The organism is Streptomyces paludis, from assembly GCF_003344965.1.
GTDB lineage: Bacteria > Actinomycetota > Actinomycetes > Streptomycetales > Streptomycetaceae > Streptomyces > Streptomyces paludis.
Window position 1 is genome coordinate 1,246,124 of the sequence record NZ_CP031194.1, and the last position, 15,606, is coordinate 1,261,729.

Annotated in this window: 13 protein-coding genes; 6 read left to right on the top strand and 7 right to left on the bottom strand. The window is 73.5% G+C overall.

What is annotated here, in order from left to right; genetic code table 11:
- Window position 1 precedes the first annotated feature (1 nt).
- Both DVK44_RS05420 and DVK44_RS05425 read left to right on the top strand, forming a co-directional pair.
- Window positions 2-2,101 (top strand): hydantoinase/oxoprolinase family protein, encoded by a 2,100-nt coding sequence (locus DVK44_RS05420; RefSeq protein ID WP_114658585.1) that lies wholly within the window; start codon window positions 2-4, stop codon window positions 2,099-2,101.
- Between the two features lie 62 nt (window positions 2,102-2,163).
- Window positions 2,164-4,185: a hydantoinase B/oxoprolinase family protein gene (locus DVK44_RS05425; RefSeq protein WP_114658586.1), complete on the top strand. Its 2,022-nt coding sequence runs from the start codon at window positions 2,164-2,166 to the stop codon at window positions 4,183-4,185.
- Between the two features lie 160 nt (window positions 4,186-4,345).
- Here DVK44_RS05425 and DVK44_RS05430 read toward each other — a convergent pair whose 3' ends face one another.
- Together DVK44_RS05430 and DVK44_RS05435 are read right to left on the bottom strand one after the other, a co-directional pair.
- On the bottom strand, window positions 4,346-5,974 hold the full coding sequence (locus DVK44_RS05430; RefSeq protein ID WP_114658587.1) for an amidase: 1,629 nt from the start codon (window positions 5,972-5,974) through the stop codon (window positions 4,346-4,348).
- Window positions 5,971-6,273 (bottom strand): hypothetical protein, encoded by a 303-nt coding sequence (locus tag DVK44_RS05435; RefSeq protein ID WP_114658588.1) that lies wholly within the window; start codon window positions 6,271-6,273, stop codon window positions 5,971-5,973. Before DVK44_RS05435 ends, DVK44_RS05430 begins: the two co-directional genes overlap by 4 nt.
- Before the next feature lie 178 nt (window positions 6,274-6,451).
- Here DVK44_RS05435 and DVK44_RS05440 point away from each other — a divergent pair, with 178 nt between their 5' ends.
- Both DVK44_RS05440 and DVK44_RS05445 read left to right on the top strand, forming a co-directional pair.
- A complete protein-coding gene (locus tag DVK44_RS05440; RefSeq protein WP_228447002.1) occupies window positions 6,452-7,747 on the top strand; it encodes an MFS transporter in 1,296 nt (431 codons plus the stop codon).
- Window positions 7,744-8,145 carry a (2Fe-2S) ferredoxin domain-containing protein gene (locus DVK44_RS05445; RefSeq protein ID WP_114658590.1) on the top strand — a complete coding sequence of 134 codons (402 nt, stop codon included), beginning with the start codon at window positions 7,744-7,746 and terminating at the stop codon, window positions 8,143-8,145. Before DVK44_RS05440 ends, DVK44_RS05445 begins: the two co-directional genes overlap by 4 nt.
- Window positions 8,146-8,163: 18 nt before the next feature.
- On the opposite strand, the gene DVK44_RS05450 is transcribed toward DVK44_RS05445, so the two are convergent.
- The gene (locus DVK44_RS05450; protein ID WP_114658591.1) at window positions 8,164-9,417 is read right to left on the bottom strand and encodes a hypothetical protein; all 1,254 of its coding nucleotides are present in this window, start codon (window positions 9,415-9,417) and stop codon (window positions 8,164-8,166) included.
- A gap of 216 nt (window positions 9,418-9,633) precedes the next feature.
- On the opposite strand from DVK44_RS05450, the gene DVK44_RS05455 reads away from it, so the two are divergent.
- Both DVK44_RS05455 and DVK44_RS05460 read left to right on the top strand, forming a co-directional pair.
- On the top strand, window positions 9,634-10,485 hold the full coding sequence (locus tag DVK44_RS05455) for an NAD-dependent epimerase/dehydratase family protein (protein WP_114658592.1): 852 nt from the start codon (window positions 9,634-9,636) through the stop codon (window positions 10,483-10,485).
- Between the two features lie 103 nt (window positions 10,486-10,588).
- Window positions 10,589-11,767: a TerD family protein gene (locus DVK44_RS05460; RefSeq protein WP_114658593.1), complete on the top strand. Its 1,179-nt coding sequence runs from the start codon at window positions 10,589-10,591 to the stop codon at window positions 11,765-11,767.
- A 147-nt stretch (window positions 11,768-11,914) separates the two neighbouring features.
- Here the strand turns inward: DVK44_RS05460 and DVK44_RS05465 are convergent, their stop codons facing one another.
- From DVK44_RS05465 to DVK44_RS05480, 4 genes are all read right to left on the bottom strand, one after another.
- The gene (locus DVK44_RS05465; protein WP_114658594.1) at window positions 11,915-12,142 is read right to left on the bottom strand and encodes a hypothetical protein; all 228 of its coding nucleotides are present in this window, start codon (window positions 12,140-12,142) and stop codon (window positions 11,915-11,917) included.
- Window positions 12,143-12,387: 245 nt separating this feature from the next.
- On the bottom strand, window positions 12,388-13,911 hold the full coding sequence (locus tag DVK44_RS05470) for a hypothetical protein (protein WP_114658595.1): 1,524 nt from the start codon (window positions 13,909-13,911) through the stop codon (window positions 12,388-12,390).
- A gap of 197 nt (window positions 13,912-14,108) precedes the next feature.
- Window positions 14,109-14,828, bottom strand: a complete 720-nt coding sequence (locus tag DVK44_RS05475; protein ID WP_114658596.1) for an antibiotic biosynthesis monooxygenase — start codon at window positions 14,826-14,828, stop codon at window positions 14,109-14,111.
- Window positions 14,829-14,957: 129 nt separating this feature from the next.
- Window positions 14,958-15,545 carry an SMI1/KNR4 family protein gene (locus DVK44_RS05480; protein ID WP_114658597.1) on the bottom strand — a complete coding sequence of 196 codons (588 nt, stop codon included), beginning with the start codon at window positions 15,543-15,545 and terminating at the stop codon, window positions 14,958-14,960.
- Window positions 15,546-15,606: the final 61 nt, after the last annotated feature.

Consider the following 15,606-nt stretch of genomic DNA (forward strand, 5'->3'; position numbering starts at 1 on the left):
CATGCCCGCTGCCCCTACCTCCGCGCAGGCCGTCGCCGGTGCCCGGATCGGGATCGACGTGGGCGGTACGTTCACGGACTTCGTCCTCGCGCTGCCCGGCGATCCGCGCGGTCTGCTGCACCACAAGGAGCCCAGCACCCCCGGCGATCCGGCGCGCGCGGTCGCCGACGGGATCGCCGCCGTGCTCGGCCGGGCGGGGCTGCGCGCCGGGGACCTCGCCTCGATCACACACGGCACCACGATCGGGCTGAACGCGATCATCCAGCGCCGGGGCGCCCGGATCGCGCTGGTCGTCACCGAGGGGTACCGGGACATCCTGGAGATCGGCCGCAGCCGGATGCCGTCCTCCTTCGATCTGCACGCCTCGAAGGAGGAGCCGCTGGTCCCGCGCGACCGGATCGTCGAGATCCCCGCGCGGCTCGGCCCCGACGGGCGTCCGGTCCGTACCCCCACCGACGCCGAACTGGCGCGGGTGGCGGAGCAGTTGGCGGCCACGGGCGCCGAGGCCGCCGCCGTACTCGTGCTGCACGGACACACCGACCCGGAGTTCGAGGCGGAGGTGACCCGGCGGCTCGGCGCGCTGCTGCCGGAGCTGCCGCTGACGTCGTCGGCGGCGATCTGGCCGGAGGTACGGGAGTTCGAGCGGGCGCTCGTCACCTGTCTGAACGTGTACATCCAGCCGCTGATGCGCCAGTACTTCGACCGGCTCGAAGCGCTGCTGGACGGGCTCGGGGTGACCGCGCCCGTCTATATCGCCGCCTCCAACGGGGGCTCGCTGAGCCTGCGTTCGGCCGCCGACCGGCCCATCGAGACCGTACTGTCGGGCCCGGCGGCGGGTGTCACGGCCGCGACCCGGCTGGGCCGGGCCGCCGGGATATCCCGGCTCGTCACCTTCGACATGGGCGGCACGAGCAGCGATATCGCGGTGGCCGTCGACGGCGAGCCGGAGTTCGCCACCCACACCACGATCGGCGGGCTGCCGCTGATCCTGCCCGTGGTCGCGGTGAGCGCCATCGGCGCGGGCGGCGGCTCGGTCGTACGGGCGGACGAGCACGGTGTGCTGAAGGTCGGCCCGGAGAGCGCGGGCGCCGCGCCCGGCCCCGTCGCGTACGGCCGGGGCGGCACCCGCCCCACCGTCACGGACTGCTATCTGCACACCGGCGTCATCGACCCGGCGACCTTCCTCGGCGGCCGGATGACGCTCGACGCGCCCGCCGCCGCGCGGGCGCTGGGCGAGGTGGCCGAGGGACTCGGCTTCGGGAATGACCGTACGGGCGCGGGCGCGGACGCCGCCGCTGACGGCGCGCTGCGCGTCGCGACCGCCGGAATGGCCGTCGAACTCCAGAAGACGCTGGCCGGACGGGGCCTGGACCCGGCCGAGTTCACCCTCGTACCGTTCGGCGGCGCGGGCCCCACCCACGCGGCCGTGCTCGCCGAGGAAGTCGGCATCCGCGAGATCGTCGTCCCGCCGACCGCCGCGACGTTCTGCGCGCTCGGCGCGGTCGGCGCCGATCTGCGCCGGGACTTCGCGCGCAGCCTCCGCCGCGAGCTGGACGCCACGACGGTCGGCGCGCTGCGCGACATCCTCGCCGGTCTGGAGGCGCGGGCACGCGCCTGGCTCGCCGAGCAGGGGCCCGCGAGCGGCGCGCCCGTACTGACGCTCGCCGCCGACATGAGCTACGCGGGACAGGCGTACGAACTGCGCGTACCGCTGCCGGCATCGTCCGGGACCCTTGAACTCGCCGCGCTGCGCGAGGCGTTCCACCAGGAGCACGAGCGGCTGTACGGCTTCCGCGACGCCGGCGCGGCCGTCCGCCTGGGCACCGCGCGGCTGGCCATCAGCTCGGCCGGGCCGGAGATCGTACCCGCGGCCGTGCCGGTCACCGGGGACCCGGCGCCGCCCGTACCGGCCGGCCGGCGGGACGTCCTGCTGGCCGGGCGCCGGGTCGCCGCCGACGTACACCGGCGGGAGGAGCTGCGCCCCGGCCAGACGCTGGCCGGGCCGGCCGTCGTCGAGCAGGACGACACGACGGTGCTGGTGCCGCCGGGCTGGTCGGCGGGGGTGGACCCGCTGGGCAACCTGCGGCTCACCCACGCCTGAGCGCCCGATCCCCCGGCCCCGCCCTCAACCGCCTTCTGACAACGGCAAGGACACACCCGCCCATGAAGCTCGACCCGGTCACCCTGGAGATCATCGGCAACAAGCTCGGCGCCCTGACCGAGGAGATGTGCCTCACCCTCCAGCGCACCAGCCGCTCCCTGTACGTCAAGGAGACCGCCGACTTCTGCTGCGCGCTCGCCGGGCCCGACGGCCGGTTCACCGCGTACCCGCGCGGCATCGGGGTGTCCGGGTTCGTCGGGCTCGATGTGCGCACGGCCGTCGAGCAGGCCGGGCCGCTGGAGCCGGGTGACGTGATTATCACCAACGACCCGTACTCCTCGGGCGGGCTCGCCACGCATCTGCCGGACATCCAGCTCATCGAGCCGTACTTCCACGAGGGCGAGATCGCCGGCTACGGCTGGGCGTTCATCCACTGCTCGGACATCGGCGGGCGGGTGCCCAGCAGCCTCGCGCCGACGAACCACGAGATCTACCAGGAGGGTCTGCGTATCCCGCCGGTCAAGCTGGTGCGGGCCGGTGAGCCCAGCCGCGATGTCGCCGCGCTGCTCGCCGCCAACAGCCGTACCCCGGAGGCCAACGACGGCGATCTGCGCGCCATGCTCGCGGCGCTGCGCACCGGCCGGGAGCGGCTGGCGCGGGTGATCGCGCAGCACGGCGCGGCCGATGTGGCCGCCGCGCACACCGACCTCGTGGACTACACGGCGGACAAGGCGCGGGCGGCGCTCGCCGGGCTGCGGGACGGCACGTACCGCTTCACGGACTATCTGGACGACGACGCCGTCTCGCCCGTACCGGTGCGGATCTCCGTCTCCGTCACGCTGGACCGGGGCGCGCTGCATCTGGACTTCACGGGTACGGACCCGCAGGTGGACGCCGCGTTCAACATCGCCAGCCACGGCCGGGCACACGCCTGGATCACCACCCGGGTGCTCGCGCTGATCTGCACCCTCGACCCGGCGATCCCGCTGAACGGCGGGCTGATCAGGCCGGTGACGGTCACCGCCCCGGAGGGCTCGGTCGTCAACGCCCGCCCGCCGGCCGCCGTGGGCATCCGGCACGCCACCGCGTCGCGCGTCAACGACGCGCTGGGCGGCGCGCTGGGGCTGGCGGCGCCCGAGGTGATGCCGGCGGCGAGCAGCGGTCTCGTGGTGCCGGTCGTGGTCGCGGAGAACGCGCCGGGCGGCGGCCAGAACGTCCAGGTGCTGGAGCCCATGGTCGGCGGTACGGGCGCGCGCGAGGGCGCGGACGGCGTGGACGGACGCGACAGCGGGATCTCGAACCTGGCGAACAACCCGGTGGAGACCGTCGAGACGGAGATCGGCGCGGAGATCGTCCGGTACGCGCTGCGCCCCGACTCGGGCGGTCCGGGACGCTGGCGCGGCGGCTGCGGTCTGGAACTCGTCTTCCGGATCCTCGGCGACGACTGCCGGCTGCTCGCGCGCGGTCTGGAGCGGATGCGCTTCCGCCCGTGGGGCTCGGCGGGCGGCGGCCCCGGCGTACCGGCCGAACTCGTCGTGAACGAGGGCCGCGACGACGAGCGCCGTTACGGGAAGATCGACATGGTGGGGCTGCGCAAGGGCGACACGGTCACCCTGCGTACCTCGGGCGCGGGCGGCTACGGCGACCCGTGGACCCGGGACGCGGAGGCGGTCCTCGGCGACGTCCGGCGCGGCCTGGTCACGGAGACGGCCGCCGCCCGCGACTACGGCGTCGTGATCACCACCGCCCCCGAAGGCCACCTGACACTCGACGCCCCGGCCACCGCCACCCTGCGCCGGACTCCCCCGGCCGAACCGCCGCACGGCGCGGGCCCGGAGCGCGCGGCCTGGGACGCGATCCACTCGACGGAGGCGGCGGACCGCCTGATCGCGGCCCTCTTCGAACTGCCGCCCTCGGCCCGCTACGCCCGCCGGGCGTCGATCCACACGGCGGTCCTGGCGGAACTCCCGCAGGGCTTCCCGGCGGTGCCGGGCTCGGGGGCGCAGGTGGAGGCGGCCCGCGCGGTACTGAAGACACTGACGGAACAGCTGGAATCGGAAACGGAAACCGAAACGGCCGCCTGAACGCGACGGGACGGCGCCGGGGGCACGAACGCCGGGGAACGTGCTCGCGAGCCGCGCGTGAACGGTCCGCAGGCGCGGGGCCGCAGGCCGGTGCGCGGCCGGCTGCTCAGCTCAGCAGCCGGCCGCGCCCGCCCGCGCTCACGCGCACGCGGCGTTGTCGTCAGGCGCTGCTCGCCGCCGCCTGTTCCGCCGTGAGCCGCGGCCGGCCGGCGGCGGTCGCGGACGCCGCGCTCCGGCCGTTCGCCGTCGCCGCAGTACGGGCCGGGTTCGCCGGGCGGCGGGTGTGCCAGTCGGTCACCGCCTGGTACGCCGCCGCGACCTCCAGCAGCCGGTCCTCCTCGTACGGCTGGCCGCCGAGGATGACGCCGGCCGGGACGGCGCCCGCCGTGAAGCCCACCGGGAACGCGATCTCGGGCAGGCCCAGGATGTCGAACGGCACGGGCCCGGTCTGGAGCAGTACGTCACAGCGCGCCATGACCCCGTCCAGCACCTCCCGCAGCAGATGGTTCTTGGCGCGCTGCGCGGTGATCCACTCGTCGCCGGAGAGCATCAGCCCCTGGAGCCAGCTGAGCAGCGAGACCCCGAACTTGGCCGGGTCCTCCCGCAGCCAGTGCCGGAACGGCTCGGTCCGCTCGGCCAGCCGGGCGTCGTTGAACGAACCGGTCAGCAGCGACCAGTCATCCGGATAGGTGACATTGACCAGCGTGACCCCGGGAATGGCGCTCAACCGGTCCAGGAACGCCTTGCGGACCTCGGTCGCGGTGTTGAGGAAGTCCGCGGGCACGCCGATCCTGGTGGCCCGCCGCAGCCGTACCTTGCCTTTCGAGACGACCGGGGTGGCCGCCCGTACGAGATCGGGCAGTCGCGGCAGCCCCTGCGTACGCGGGTCGTGCGGATCGGGCCCGGCGAGTACGGCGAGCATCAGCGCCGCGTCCATCGCGTCGCGCGCCAGCGGTCCCGGGTGGTCGCGGGTGTACGAGAGCGGGATCACGCCGTACGCGGAGACCCGGCCCATGGTGGGCTTGAGCCCGGTCAGGTTCTGCCGGTTGGCCGGCAGGACGATCGAGCCGCCGGTCTGGGTGCCGATCGACGACGCGGCCAGCCGCCCGGCGACGGCCGTGGCGGGCCCGGTGGACGAACCGCCGGGATCGGTGGCGGGGTTGTCCGGGGTCCAGGCGTTGACGGTGGTGACCGTACCGTTCGGCGTTGTCGCGCGAGTGGTGGCCAGCGGCCCCATCTGCCCCTTGCCGAGGACGATCCCGCCGGCGGCGGTCAGCCGGGCGACGGCGGTGGCGTCGTAGTCCGGGACGAAGTCCTCGAAGATGTAGGAGTTGCAGCGCGTCGGGACGCCGCGCGTGAAGTAGTTGTCCTTGATGCAGAGCGGGATGCCACGGAGGACCCCGCGCCGGCCGCCGAGCCGGTCGGCGGCGCGCGCGGCGGCGAGCGCCGACTTGCCGGTCACCTCGGAGTACGCCTGATAGGTGGAGTCGTAGGTCGCGATCCGGTCGAGATACGCCTCGACCAGCGTGGTCGCCTTCAGCTTGCGCCGCCCCATCAGGACGGCGGCCTCGGCGAGCGTCGCCTCGGTCGGATCGCGGCGGGCCGCGTCCCGTACGTCGATGTCGGGGAGGTGCGGCGGTGTGGGCGGAGGCGTACGGGAGGCGACCGGCGCGGCGGCGGCGGGCGGCGCGAGCGCGATCCCGCTGACGGCGGCGGCCGACGCGGCGGCCGAACCGGCCAGAAAGACACGCCGGTTGAGGGCTCTTCTGTTACCGCCGGAGTCACTCACTTGCCGTCCGCCTTTCCGGTCCACGCCTCGGTGATCGACGGATAGAGCAGCGGCGGCGCCGCCTGCTGCGCGTATACGGCGGCGGGCGCGCCGCTCACGGGCGGCGTCCACCCGGCGATGGCGACGGGCCCTGCGGTGACGAACGACCGCAGCGAGCGCAGCGCCTGATCCCGCGTCGGCACTCCGGTCGCGGGATCCGGCGTCTCGGGCAGCATCGCGAGGTCGACGCCCGCGAGCGCGAGTCTGGTCCTTATGTAGGCGTCCAACTGCTCCTGGGTGGGCGGTTGAGGCTGGCTCAAGGAAACCTCCGGGAAGGGCCGTGCACATGCGGGGGGTGCCAGATGACTTCATCAGCCATCTATGACCGTCACATTGAGCACATGCTTCCCATACGTAACGGACGCCCCAGCGACGGAACACGGAAATAGGGCGATCGCCCGATGCCGCTCCCCGGACCTCAGGCGCCACGCTGCCCCGGTGACGAACGAGGGCGGAGTCCTGCGGGACCGGAACGCGGCGCTGTATCTGTCCGGCGTGGTCGTGTCCGGTTTCGGTACGTCAGCGATGTGGCTGGCGGCCGGAGTCTGGGTCAAGTCACTGACCGGATCGGACAGCCTGGCCGCGCTCACGGTCTTCGCGATGTGGGCGCCGGTGCTGGCGGGCCCCGTTCTGGGCGCGGTAGCCGACCGAATGCGCCGACGCCCCCTGCTGATCGGCTGCAACCTGGCGATGACCGTACCGCTCTGCGCACTGCTGGCCGTCGACACGGCGGACCGCGTCTGGATCCTGTTCTGCGTGCTGTTCCTGTACGGGGTGAGCGGCGTAATCCAGGACGCGGCGGAGACCGCGCTGGTCGCCACGGTGGTCGACCGGCGACTGCTGGGCGCCTTCAACGGACTGCGCCTCACCGCCAACGAGGCCATGAAACTACTCGCCCCCCTGGCAGGCGCAGCCCTCTACGCCCACTTCGGCGGCCCAACGGTAGCGCTGCTGGACGCCGCGACCTTCACCCTGGCCGCCGGGCTCTTCGCACTGATGCGGGTACGGGAGGAACACCCGACGAAGCGCCGGGGCGGGGGTCCGGGTACGGGTCCAGGCCCGGGCGCAGACCACGGCGCAGACCACGGCTCCGGTCCCGGCCCCGACCCCCGCACCGCCGCGTCCATGCGTCTCCTGTGGCGGACGCCCACGGTGCGTCCGCTGCTTCTCGCCGCGTCCGTCACCATGCTGTTCGCCGGGCTCAACGGTGCCGCGATCTACGCGGTCGTGGACCGGGGGCTCGGTCACTCCCCCACGTACGTGGGGGTGTTGTACGCGGTGCAGGGCGCCGGTCCCGTGCTGGCGGGGCTGTTGGCCGGGCCGCTGTTGCGCCGGGTGCCGGAGCGGGTGTTCGCCGGTGCTGGGATCGGCGTGTTCGCGCTGTCCGTCGGGGCGCGGGCGGTGCCGTACGACGCGGTGGTGCTGGCGAGCGCCGTCGGGGTGGGGCTCGGGCTGCCGTGTGTGCTGGTCGCCGCGCTGACGGCGGTCCAGCGCGAGATCCCGGACGCGCTCCTCGGGCGCGCGTCCGCCACCGCCAACACCCTGGTCTACGCGCCGAACGCGGTCGCCCTCGCCCTCGGCGCCGCGCTCATCGCCGCCGTGGAACCGGCCGTACTTCTGCCGGTGACGGGCGCGGCCGGTCTGCTGACGGCATACGTGCTGGTCCGAACGGTACGGCCCGGCGGCGGACCGGCTGAGGGCGGGCCGGCGGCACCGCGTAGCCTGCCATCATGAGCCGACGCTCCCTGCCCCCTCGTACACCGGGAGCCACCCGGCCCACCGTCACGGTCTGCCGGGGCTGCTGCTGCGGCACCCCGAAGGTCCCGGGCGTCGATCACGCCGCCCAGCTCGCCGAGTTGCGCCGGTCGCTCGCGGAGGACGCCCGGGTCCGCCCGGTGCCCTGCCTGGACGCCTGCGAACACGCCAATGTCATCGTCGTCCAGCCGTCCGCCGCCGGCCGCGCGGCCGGTGGCCGGCCCGTCTGGCTGGGCCTGGTCAACGACCCCGACGCCTCGGCCGACATCGCGGAGTGGATCCGGGCGGGCGGCCCCGGCCTCGCAGACCCGCCCGGCATCCTCGATCTGTACGCCTTCCGCCCGTCCCGCCGCGCCCGCGAGGAACTCGACGGCTGACACCCCACCTGAACCGTGCTAGCCGGCCGACTTCGCCAGCGCGTCCCTGACGTCCGCCAGGTCCGCGTCCGACGCCAGTCCCGCGTGGTAGAGCCGCAGTTCGGTCGCGCCGAGCGCCCGCGCGCGTACGGCGTCCTCCGCGAGTCCGGCCGGGTCGCCGCCCATGCCCCGGACGATGTTGAAGTTGGCGGCCAGGACGGTGGATCCGCTCCGGTGGTCCGCGAAGGGGCCGAGCATCGCCCCGGCCGCGCCTCCCGTGCAGGGCAGCACGACCCCGTCCGCGACGCCCAGGATGTGCGCGGGGTCCACACCGGAGTTGGCCCCGGTGCGGTACGGCGCGGGGTCGGCGTGCAGCAGCACCTGAAAGCCGCGCCCGGAGCCCCCGGCCACCGCATCCACGCCCGCGCCCGCCCGGGCCGCCGCCCCCGCCCGTACCGCCTCGGCCCGTACCGCCCTGACCGCCGCCTCCTGGAGCGTACGGGCGACCCCGCCGCGCCAGTCGAGGGTGACGGCCGCGAGGTCCGCGCCGAGGAGCCCCTCGATGCCCTGAAGTCCCGACTCGCCGGCCCCGCCGGCCCCGGCGGCCCAACCGGGCGCCAGCGCACCGCGCACGGCGGCGGCCAGCTCGTCCGGGTCGGCGCCGAGGCCCCCGTAACCCGCCCGGCAGTCGGTGCAGAAGCAGAGCGACAGCAGATACCGCGCCGCGTCCCCGAGCGCGACACCCGCCGTCTTGTCATGGGCGTGCAGATGCTCGAAGCCGTACCAGCCGCAGGACTCCAGCTCGACGCCGCGCGTCCCGGTCCCGGGCCGTACGGCGGCCTCGGCGGCGAGTTCGGTCAGATACGCGGCGACGGCGGGCCGGGCGATACAGGGCGCCCAGGGGTAACGGTCGCCGTAGGCGTTGACGACGGAGGTGTCGGGACGCTCGGCGCCAAGGCGGGAGCTGTGCGCGAGGACGACCCAGCTGTGCACGTCGAGCCCGGCGGCGGTCAGCGCCTCGGCGGCCTCGCCGTACGCGTCCCCGGACGCCCAGTCCCCGGCCGCGTACGGCCGTACGTCGTGGTCCGCCCAGCGCGCCGGGTCCGGCGGGTAGAGGACGGCGGCGTGTTCGGCGGTGACGACGCGGTGGCGCGGATGGCGCGGGGTCAGCGCGCGCGTGGAGTGGTAGGCGGCGGCGAGGGTGACCTGCTGGACGCCGAGATCCGCGATCCTGGCGGCGGCGCCCGGGTCACCGATGACGTCCCAGGGGTAGACGAACGTGGAGGTCTTCACGGGCGCTCCCCGGCCCTGCGCACCACAATCATGCACAGATCTGATTGGTATCCATATTCCTGAACAATCCTGAACACCGCCACGCTAGGGCAGCTTTTCGAACGAGGTCAAGGGGCGACCACCCTTGACGGTACCCGCCGCCCTCCATACCTTGTCCAAGCATGTGAATGCCAGCTGCTCACATGCGCCGCGCCGGAGCCGCCGAGGAGATTCGCCATGCCCGCCCCCGCACCCCGCACCGTCCTGCTCACCGGCGCCGCCGGCGGTCTCGGCACCCTGATGCGGGGGCTGCTGCCCGCGTACGGCTACGAACTGCGGCTCCTCGACATGGTCCCCGTCGAGGGCGAACCCGGCGCCCTCACCGTCGATCTGGCGGACAAGGAGGCGCTGCGCGAGGCCGTGCGCGGGGTCGACGCCGTGATCCATCTCGCCGGTATCTCCCTGGAGGCGTCCTTCGAGAAGATCCTGCGCGCGAACATCGAGGGCACGTACAACCTGTACGAGGCCGCGCGCGCCGAGGGCGTCCGGCGCGTCGTCTTCGCCTCCAGCAACCACGCCGTCGGCTTCACCCCGCGCCCCCAGGGCGACAGCGAGGACGCCGGCGACGGCGACCGCCGGGCCGGCGGCGCGCTGATCCCGGTGGAGGTGCCGCACCGGCCGGACACGTTCTACGGGCTCTCCAAGTGCTTCGGCGAGGATCTGTCCCAGTTCTACTGGGACAAGTTCGGCCTGGAGACCGTCTCCGTACGGATCGGTTCCTGCTTCCCCGAGCCCACCTCGGTCCGCATGCTCTCCCTCTGGATGAGCCCCGCCGACTGCGCCCGTCTCTTCCACGCCGCGCTCACCGCCGACGGCGTCGGCCACACCGTCGTGTACGGCTCCTCCGCCAACACCCGGCTGTGGTGGGACCTGACGAGCGCGCGGGCGCTGGGTTACGAACCGAGGGACGACTCCGAGCCGTACGCGGAGAAGCTCATCGCCGAACAGGGCGAGCTGGACCCGGCGAACCCGGACCACGCCCATCTGGGCGGCGCCTTCGTCACCGACCCGCCGAGGTGGCCGCATTGAACACGGCACTGACACGGCGGGTACGGCCGCGGGGGACCGGCATCGCCGGAAACGGTAAGGGAACGGCAAAGCCGGGTCGTTCGTTACAGGCGGCATGACAGCAATGACCCCCGGCGCGAACATCCCCCTCTCCACCGCCCATGTGGCGGTGGACGTCGCCGCCCCCGTGCGGCTCGACGTATCGGGCCTGCTGCTCACCGGTGACGGCAAGGTGCGCTCGGACGACGACTTCATTTTCTACAACCAGCCCGCCGGCCCCGGCGTGAGCTACCGCTCGGGAGGCGGCACGGCGCCCGACGCGATCGTCATCGACACCAGCGCCGTGCCCGCCGGTATCGAGAAGATCGTCGTGACCGCGAGCCCGGACGCCGCGGGCCAGAGCTTCCAGGGCATCGAGCCCACCGCCACCATCCGGGACGGGGCCACCGGCAGCGTCCTGGCGACCTTCACCCCGCCGCGGCTGGGCGCGGAGACAGCGCTGGTGATCGTGGAGGTCTACCTCCGCAACGGCGCGTGGAAGGCCCGCGCGGTCGGCCAGGGGTACGCGAACGGACTGGCCGGCATCGCCACCGACTTCGGCGTCTCCGTCGAGGAACCGGCCGCCCCCGCGCCCGCCCCCGTGGCGCCGCCCGCGCCCGTCGCCGCTCCCCCGGTCCCCGCGGCCCCGCCGGCGGCCCCCGCACCGGCCGCCGCGCCCGGGACGGGGAAGATCAACCTGGACAAGGGGCGGGTCAGCCTCCGGAAGAACCAGACGGTGTCCCTGGTCAAGGCGGGCCGCCCGCTGCTCACCCAGGTCAAGATGGGCCTCGGCTGGGAGCCGGCGTACGGAGGCGCCGATATCGACCTCGACGCCTCGGTGATCGCGTACGGACCGAACCGCAACCACCTGGACAGCTGCTACTTCGGCAAACTCTCCATTCTCAACGGGGCGATCAAGCACTCCGGTGACAATCTCACCGGCGACGGCGCGGGCGACGACGAGGTGATCGTGGTCGACCTCGGCCGGATCCCCGCCGAGGCGTCCGGGCTGGTCTTCACGGTCAACTCCTTCTCCGGCCAGAAGTTCACCGAGGTCGCCAAGGCGTACTGCCGGCTGGTCGACGCGGCCACCGACGAGGAGCTGGTGCGCTTCGACCTCACCGGCGCCGAGGCGCAGACCGGCGTGATGATGGCGAAGTTGATCCGGCAGTTCTCCGGGGAGTGGGAGATGACCGCGCTGGGCGACTTCGTGAAGTCCCGCACGGTACGCGGGATGGTGAAGCCGGCGGCACAGAGCCTCTGACCCGGGCCCCGTACGCGACTCCGGACACGGCTCCGGACACGTCGCGGCTCCGGACACGACGAAGCCCCTGGGCCACCGCGGATCCTGAAGGTCAGCGGTGGCCCAGGGGCCCGGCTCGGTACGTACCCGGCTCCGGGGTGGGTGGCCTCAGAGCTTGGTCAGTTTGGAGAAGGGGCTCAGGATCCTCCCCTGGCGCCCCGAGAAATCGATGAGCACGGCTTGTTCGCCCTCGACTCCGATGACTCTTCCCAACCCGAACTGGTCGTGGGAGACCCGGTCCCCCACGGCGAACTGCTCGGGCGGGGGTGAGGCCGGGGCCTGGCGGTTGAAGGGACTGGACGGCAGGTGGCGCCGGGATCCGGCTGACTTTGTCATTACTTTGAGTATGCGCCCAATGTGGGCCGCCGCGCCATGCCCGACAACCGACCGGCCCCCGGATCCCCTCTCCCGGAGGGGCGCACAAGCGGTTTTCACGCCTGTCCCACCGGCATCGCGGGCCCCGAACACACGCCCCCCGAGCGCCCCCCGAGCCCCTCCCGCACCCTGCCCGACGCCTTCCAGCGCCCAGCGGCCCGACGCCCGCCTCCCAGCGGCCCGGCGCCCGGCGACCGCCTCCCGGCTCAGCCTCCCGCGCGGGACCTCGCCTTGAACGCCGCCTTTCGCGCGTCCTTGGAGACCGTACGGTCCCGGTGCAGACGCCCCATGGCCTCCAGGACATCGCCCGTGGCCGGGTGGTCCACGCGCCAGGCCGCCTCGAAGAAGCCGCTGTGCTGTCCGACCAGCCCCTCCACCAGCTCCTGAAGCTCCTCGGGCTCGTCCTCCGCGTCCAGCTGCGCGGCGATGGTGTCGATCGCCAGCCAGAAGATCATCGACTCGGGCGGCGGCGGTACGTCCCCCCGGCCCAGCTCCGCGAGCCAGACCCGGGCCAGCCCGCCCAGCTCCGCGTCGTCCAGCACATCCCGTACGGCCGTCTCCGCCTCGGCGCCGACCAGCGACAGCGCCTGCTGGCAGTGGAGCCGGCGCAGCGGCGCGCCCCCGTCCGTACCCCGGGCGGCGGCCAGCAGATCACGCGCGGCGTCGGCGGGCGAGCGGCGGGCGAGCCACTGCTCGGTCTCGGCGCGGGCCGACAGCTCGGGGAAGCCCGCGACACCGTCGAGCAGCGCGTGCGCGTCCTTGTCCGCGAGGGCGCCGACCAGGGGCGCGTCAACACCGGCCTCCAGCATCCGCGCCCGGATCCCGTAGAGCCCGAGGGGCGTCAGCCGGACCATCCCGTAGCGGGTCACGTCCTCCTCGTCCACGGGCGAGGAGCCGTCGCCGCCCCCGGCGCCGATCCCGTCGGCCGCGTCGGGGTCCTCGCCGTCCTCGACCATCAGGGCCTCGTCGACGGGCAGATACGAGACGAGCCCGATCGGCTCCAGCAGCCGGAACTGGTCGTCCAGCCGCATCATGGCCTCCGACACCTGCTCCAGGACGTCGTCGGTGGGCTCGCCCATGTCGTCGGGGACGATCATCGACGCGGCGAGCACGGGCAGCGGGACGGGCCCGTCGGCGCCGCCGCCGTCGGTGACGGTCAGCAGATAGAGATTGCCGAGGACGCCTTCGAGGAACTCCGCCTCCTCCTCCGGGTCCCAGTCGAGGGACTCGAAGTCGATCTCGCCGTCGTCCCCGATGACACCGGCCAGATCGTCCAGCACCGGCGCGGTCGCGTCGGCGAACACGACGTCGAGGGCGTCCAGCCAGAGCGCGAGAATGTCCTGCGGGCCGCCGGAGGTGACCAGCGCGAGCTGCTCGCCGGGGGTGACGGTGCCGGTCGCGTCCTCGTCGGACCGGCCGTGCTCCTCGTCGGCCGGGTCTTCCACCGCCACCAGCCCGGTGTCGACCGCGACCCGCCACGCCTCGCTCGCGTACGCCTCGCCGTCGCCCTCGGACAGTTCGTCCGACTCCCCGCCGAGACCGAGGACTTCGGCCGCCGCGGGCAGCTGTTCGTCGACCAGGTCACCGCCGGCGCCGACCCGGGTCTGCGGCCCGGCCCAGCGGGCGAGGCGCACCGCCCGGGCGAGCAGCGGCGCGGCCAGCGCGTCCCGGGCCAGTTCGGCGTCCGAGGGCAGTCGCACCGGCGGCAGGGTGGGGTGGTCTCCGGGCATCTGGGGGGTCTCCTTGTGACATACGCGGACGACGCGGGGCGGGTCCCCAGCCTAGACGAGTAAGTCCGAAGTCCCGTCTGCCCGGCGGCGCCCAGCACGCACGCTCGCCGCGTTGCCGAAATGCCCTGGTAGCTCCGCTACGAGGGCACCCCGGCGCATCGTTTCGGGCAACCCGCCGGAACAACCGCCCGCGCACGCTACCCAGCGCTCAGACTGAGGGCAGGCGTGTACCGCGTCACCGTGCTGCCCCGTACGCCGGGGTACGCGCGGACCCGCGCCCACTCCGGGGTCGGTGAGCCGACCCCCTCCCCGGCCGCCGCGAGCGCGTCGATATGCGCCTGGGCGCTCTCCCACTCCGCGTAGTTGAGGACGCGCGTCCCGTCCGTACTGAGGTGGAAGTGGGCGGAGAGGCCGCCCGGGGGCAGCCGGGGATCGGTGTCGAGGGCCGCAAAGACGGCGTCGACCCACCCTTCGCGCCCGCCCGCTTCACGCAGGCCCGCCGCGTCGGGCTCGAACTCGATGTCCACGATCACCACACAGCCGGGCGCGCGCGTGTCACCGGCCGGACGCGTCCCGCTCCGGTACAGCTCGAAGCGGCTCAGGCCGACGCGCTCGATACCGGGCACCGCCGCGTCGATCTCCGCCACGCGCTCGTCCCGCGAGAGCGCGGTGAACCTCTCGTTCGCCGCCGTGTCGCTCCACTGCGCGTAGTGGAGCAGGGTGTCGCCGTCCTCCCCGACGGCCACGCTGTACGAGAGCAGCCCGGCGTCCGGCCAGGGGCGGGCGCGCCACACCCGGGAGATGGCCTCGACGCAGGCCCGCTGGCGCGCGGGCGTACCCACGCGCCAGGTACTCGCTGTGACGGCTCCGACGCCGGACCTGGCGGGATCGGGAGCCGCGGTGAGAGGAACGGACATGGTGACGGTGCCTCCTGAAGTGCGCGCACCCCCCTGGTGCGCGGGCACTCACCATGCTCGAAGATGAAGCGCGGTTGAGGTCAAGCCCGTCCCGTCACCCCCCCGCTCTCACCTCGCCTCACTTCAACCTCACACCACCATGTCGAACCACGACCGGCGCGCGGCGGCCCAGTGCGCCACCCAGCCGGCGAAGCCCTCCCCTTCCGTACGGTGTCCGAACGCCGCTCCGAACGGGGCCGCGCCCACATCGCTGATGTTCCAGATCCGTCCCCGGTCGGCGCCGGTGACGACCAGATGCCAGTACATCCCGCAGCCGTCCGTGCCCAGCACCACACTCCCGTGGTTGGAGACCTCGTCGATGAGTGGCTCTATCTCCTCGTACGGCCGGGTGTCGTCCTCCCACACCCATGTCTCGGTGAGCGGGAAGGGCTCCGCCAGCACACGCTGCGTCTGGGCGCACCCCCAGTCGGCGGGCAGCGCCGCCAGGGGTATCAGCCCGTCGACATCGGCCGGCCCCTCCGGGCAGCCGTCGCAGATCTCGGCGACCAGCGTGCGATAGGGCTCCGGCAGGACGATTCCGTGCTCGCGCTCGAAATCCCGCACGGCGTTCCAGCCCAGCGGCGGCAGACAGTGCTCGGGCGGGAAGGCCGCACGCAACGCGTCGAGTTCACTTCTGAAAGCTTCGCCGCGGTCGGCGAATCGGCTTTGGCTGTTCATGCTTCTCCATGCCCCCATGTCCTCTATTGGACCAGCACCCACTGACAGTCCGTCCGCACAC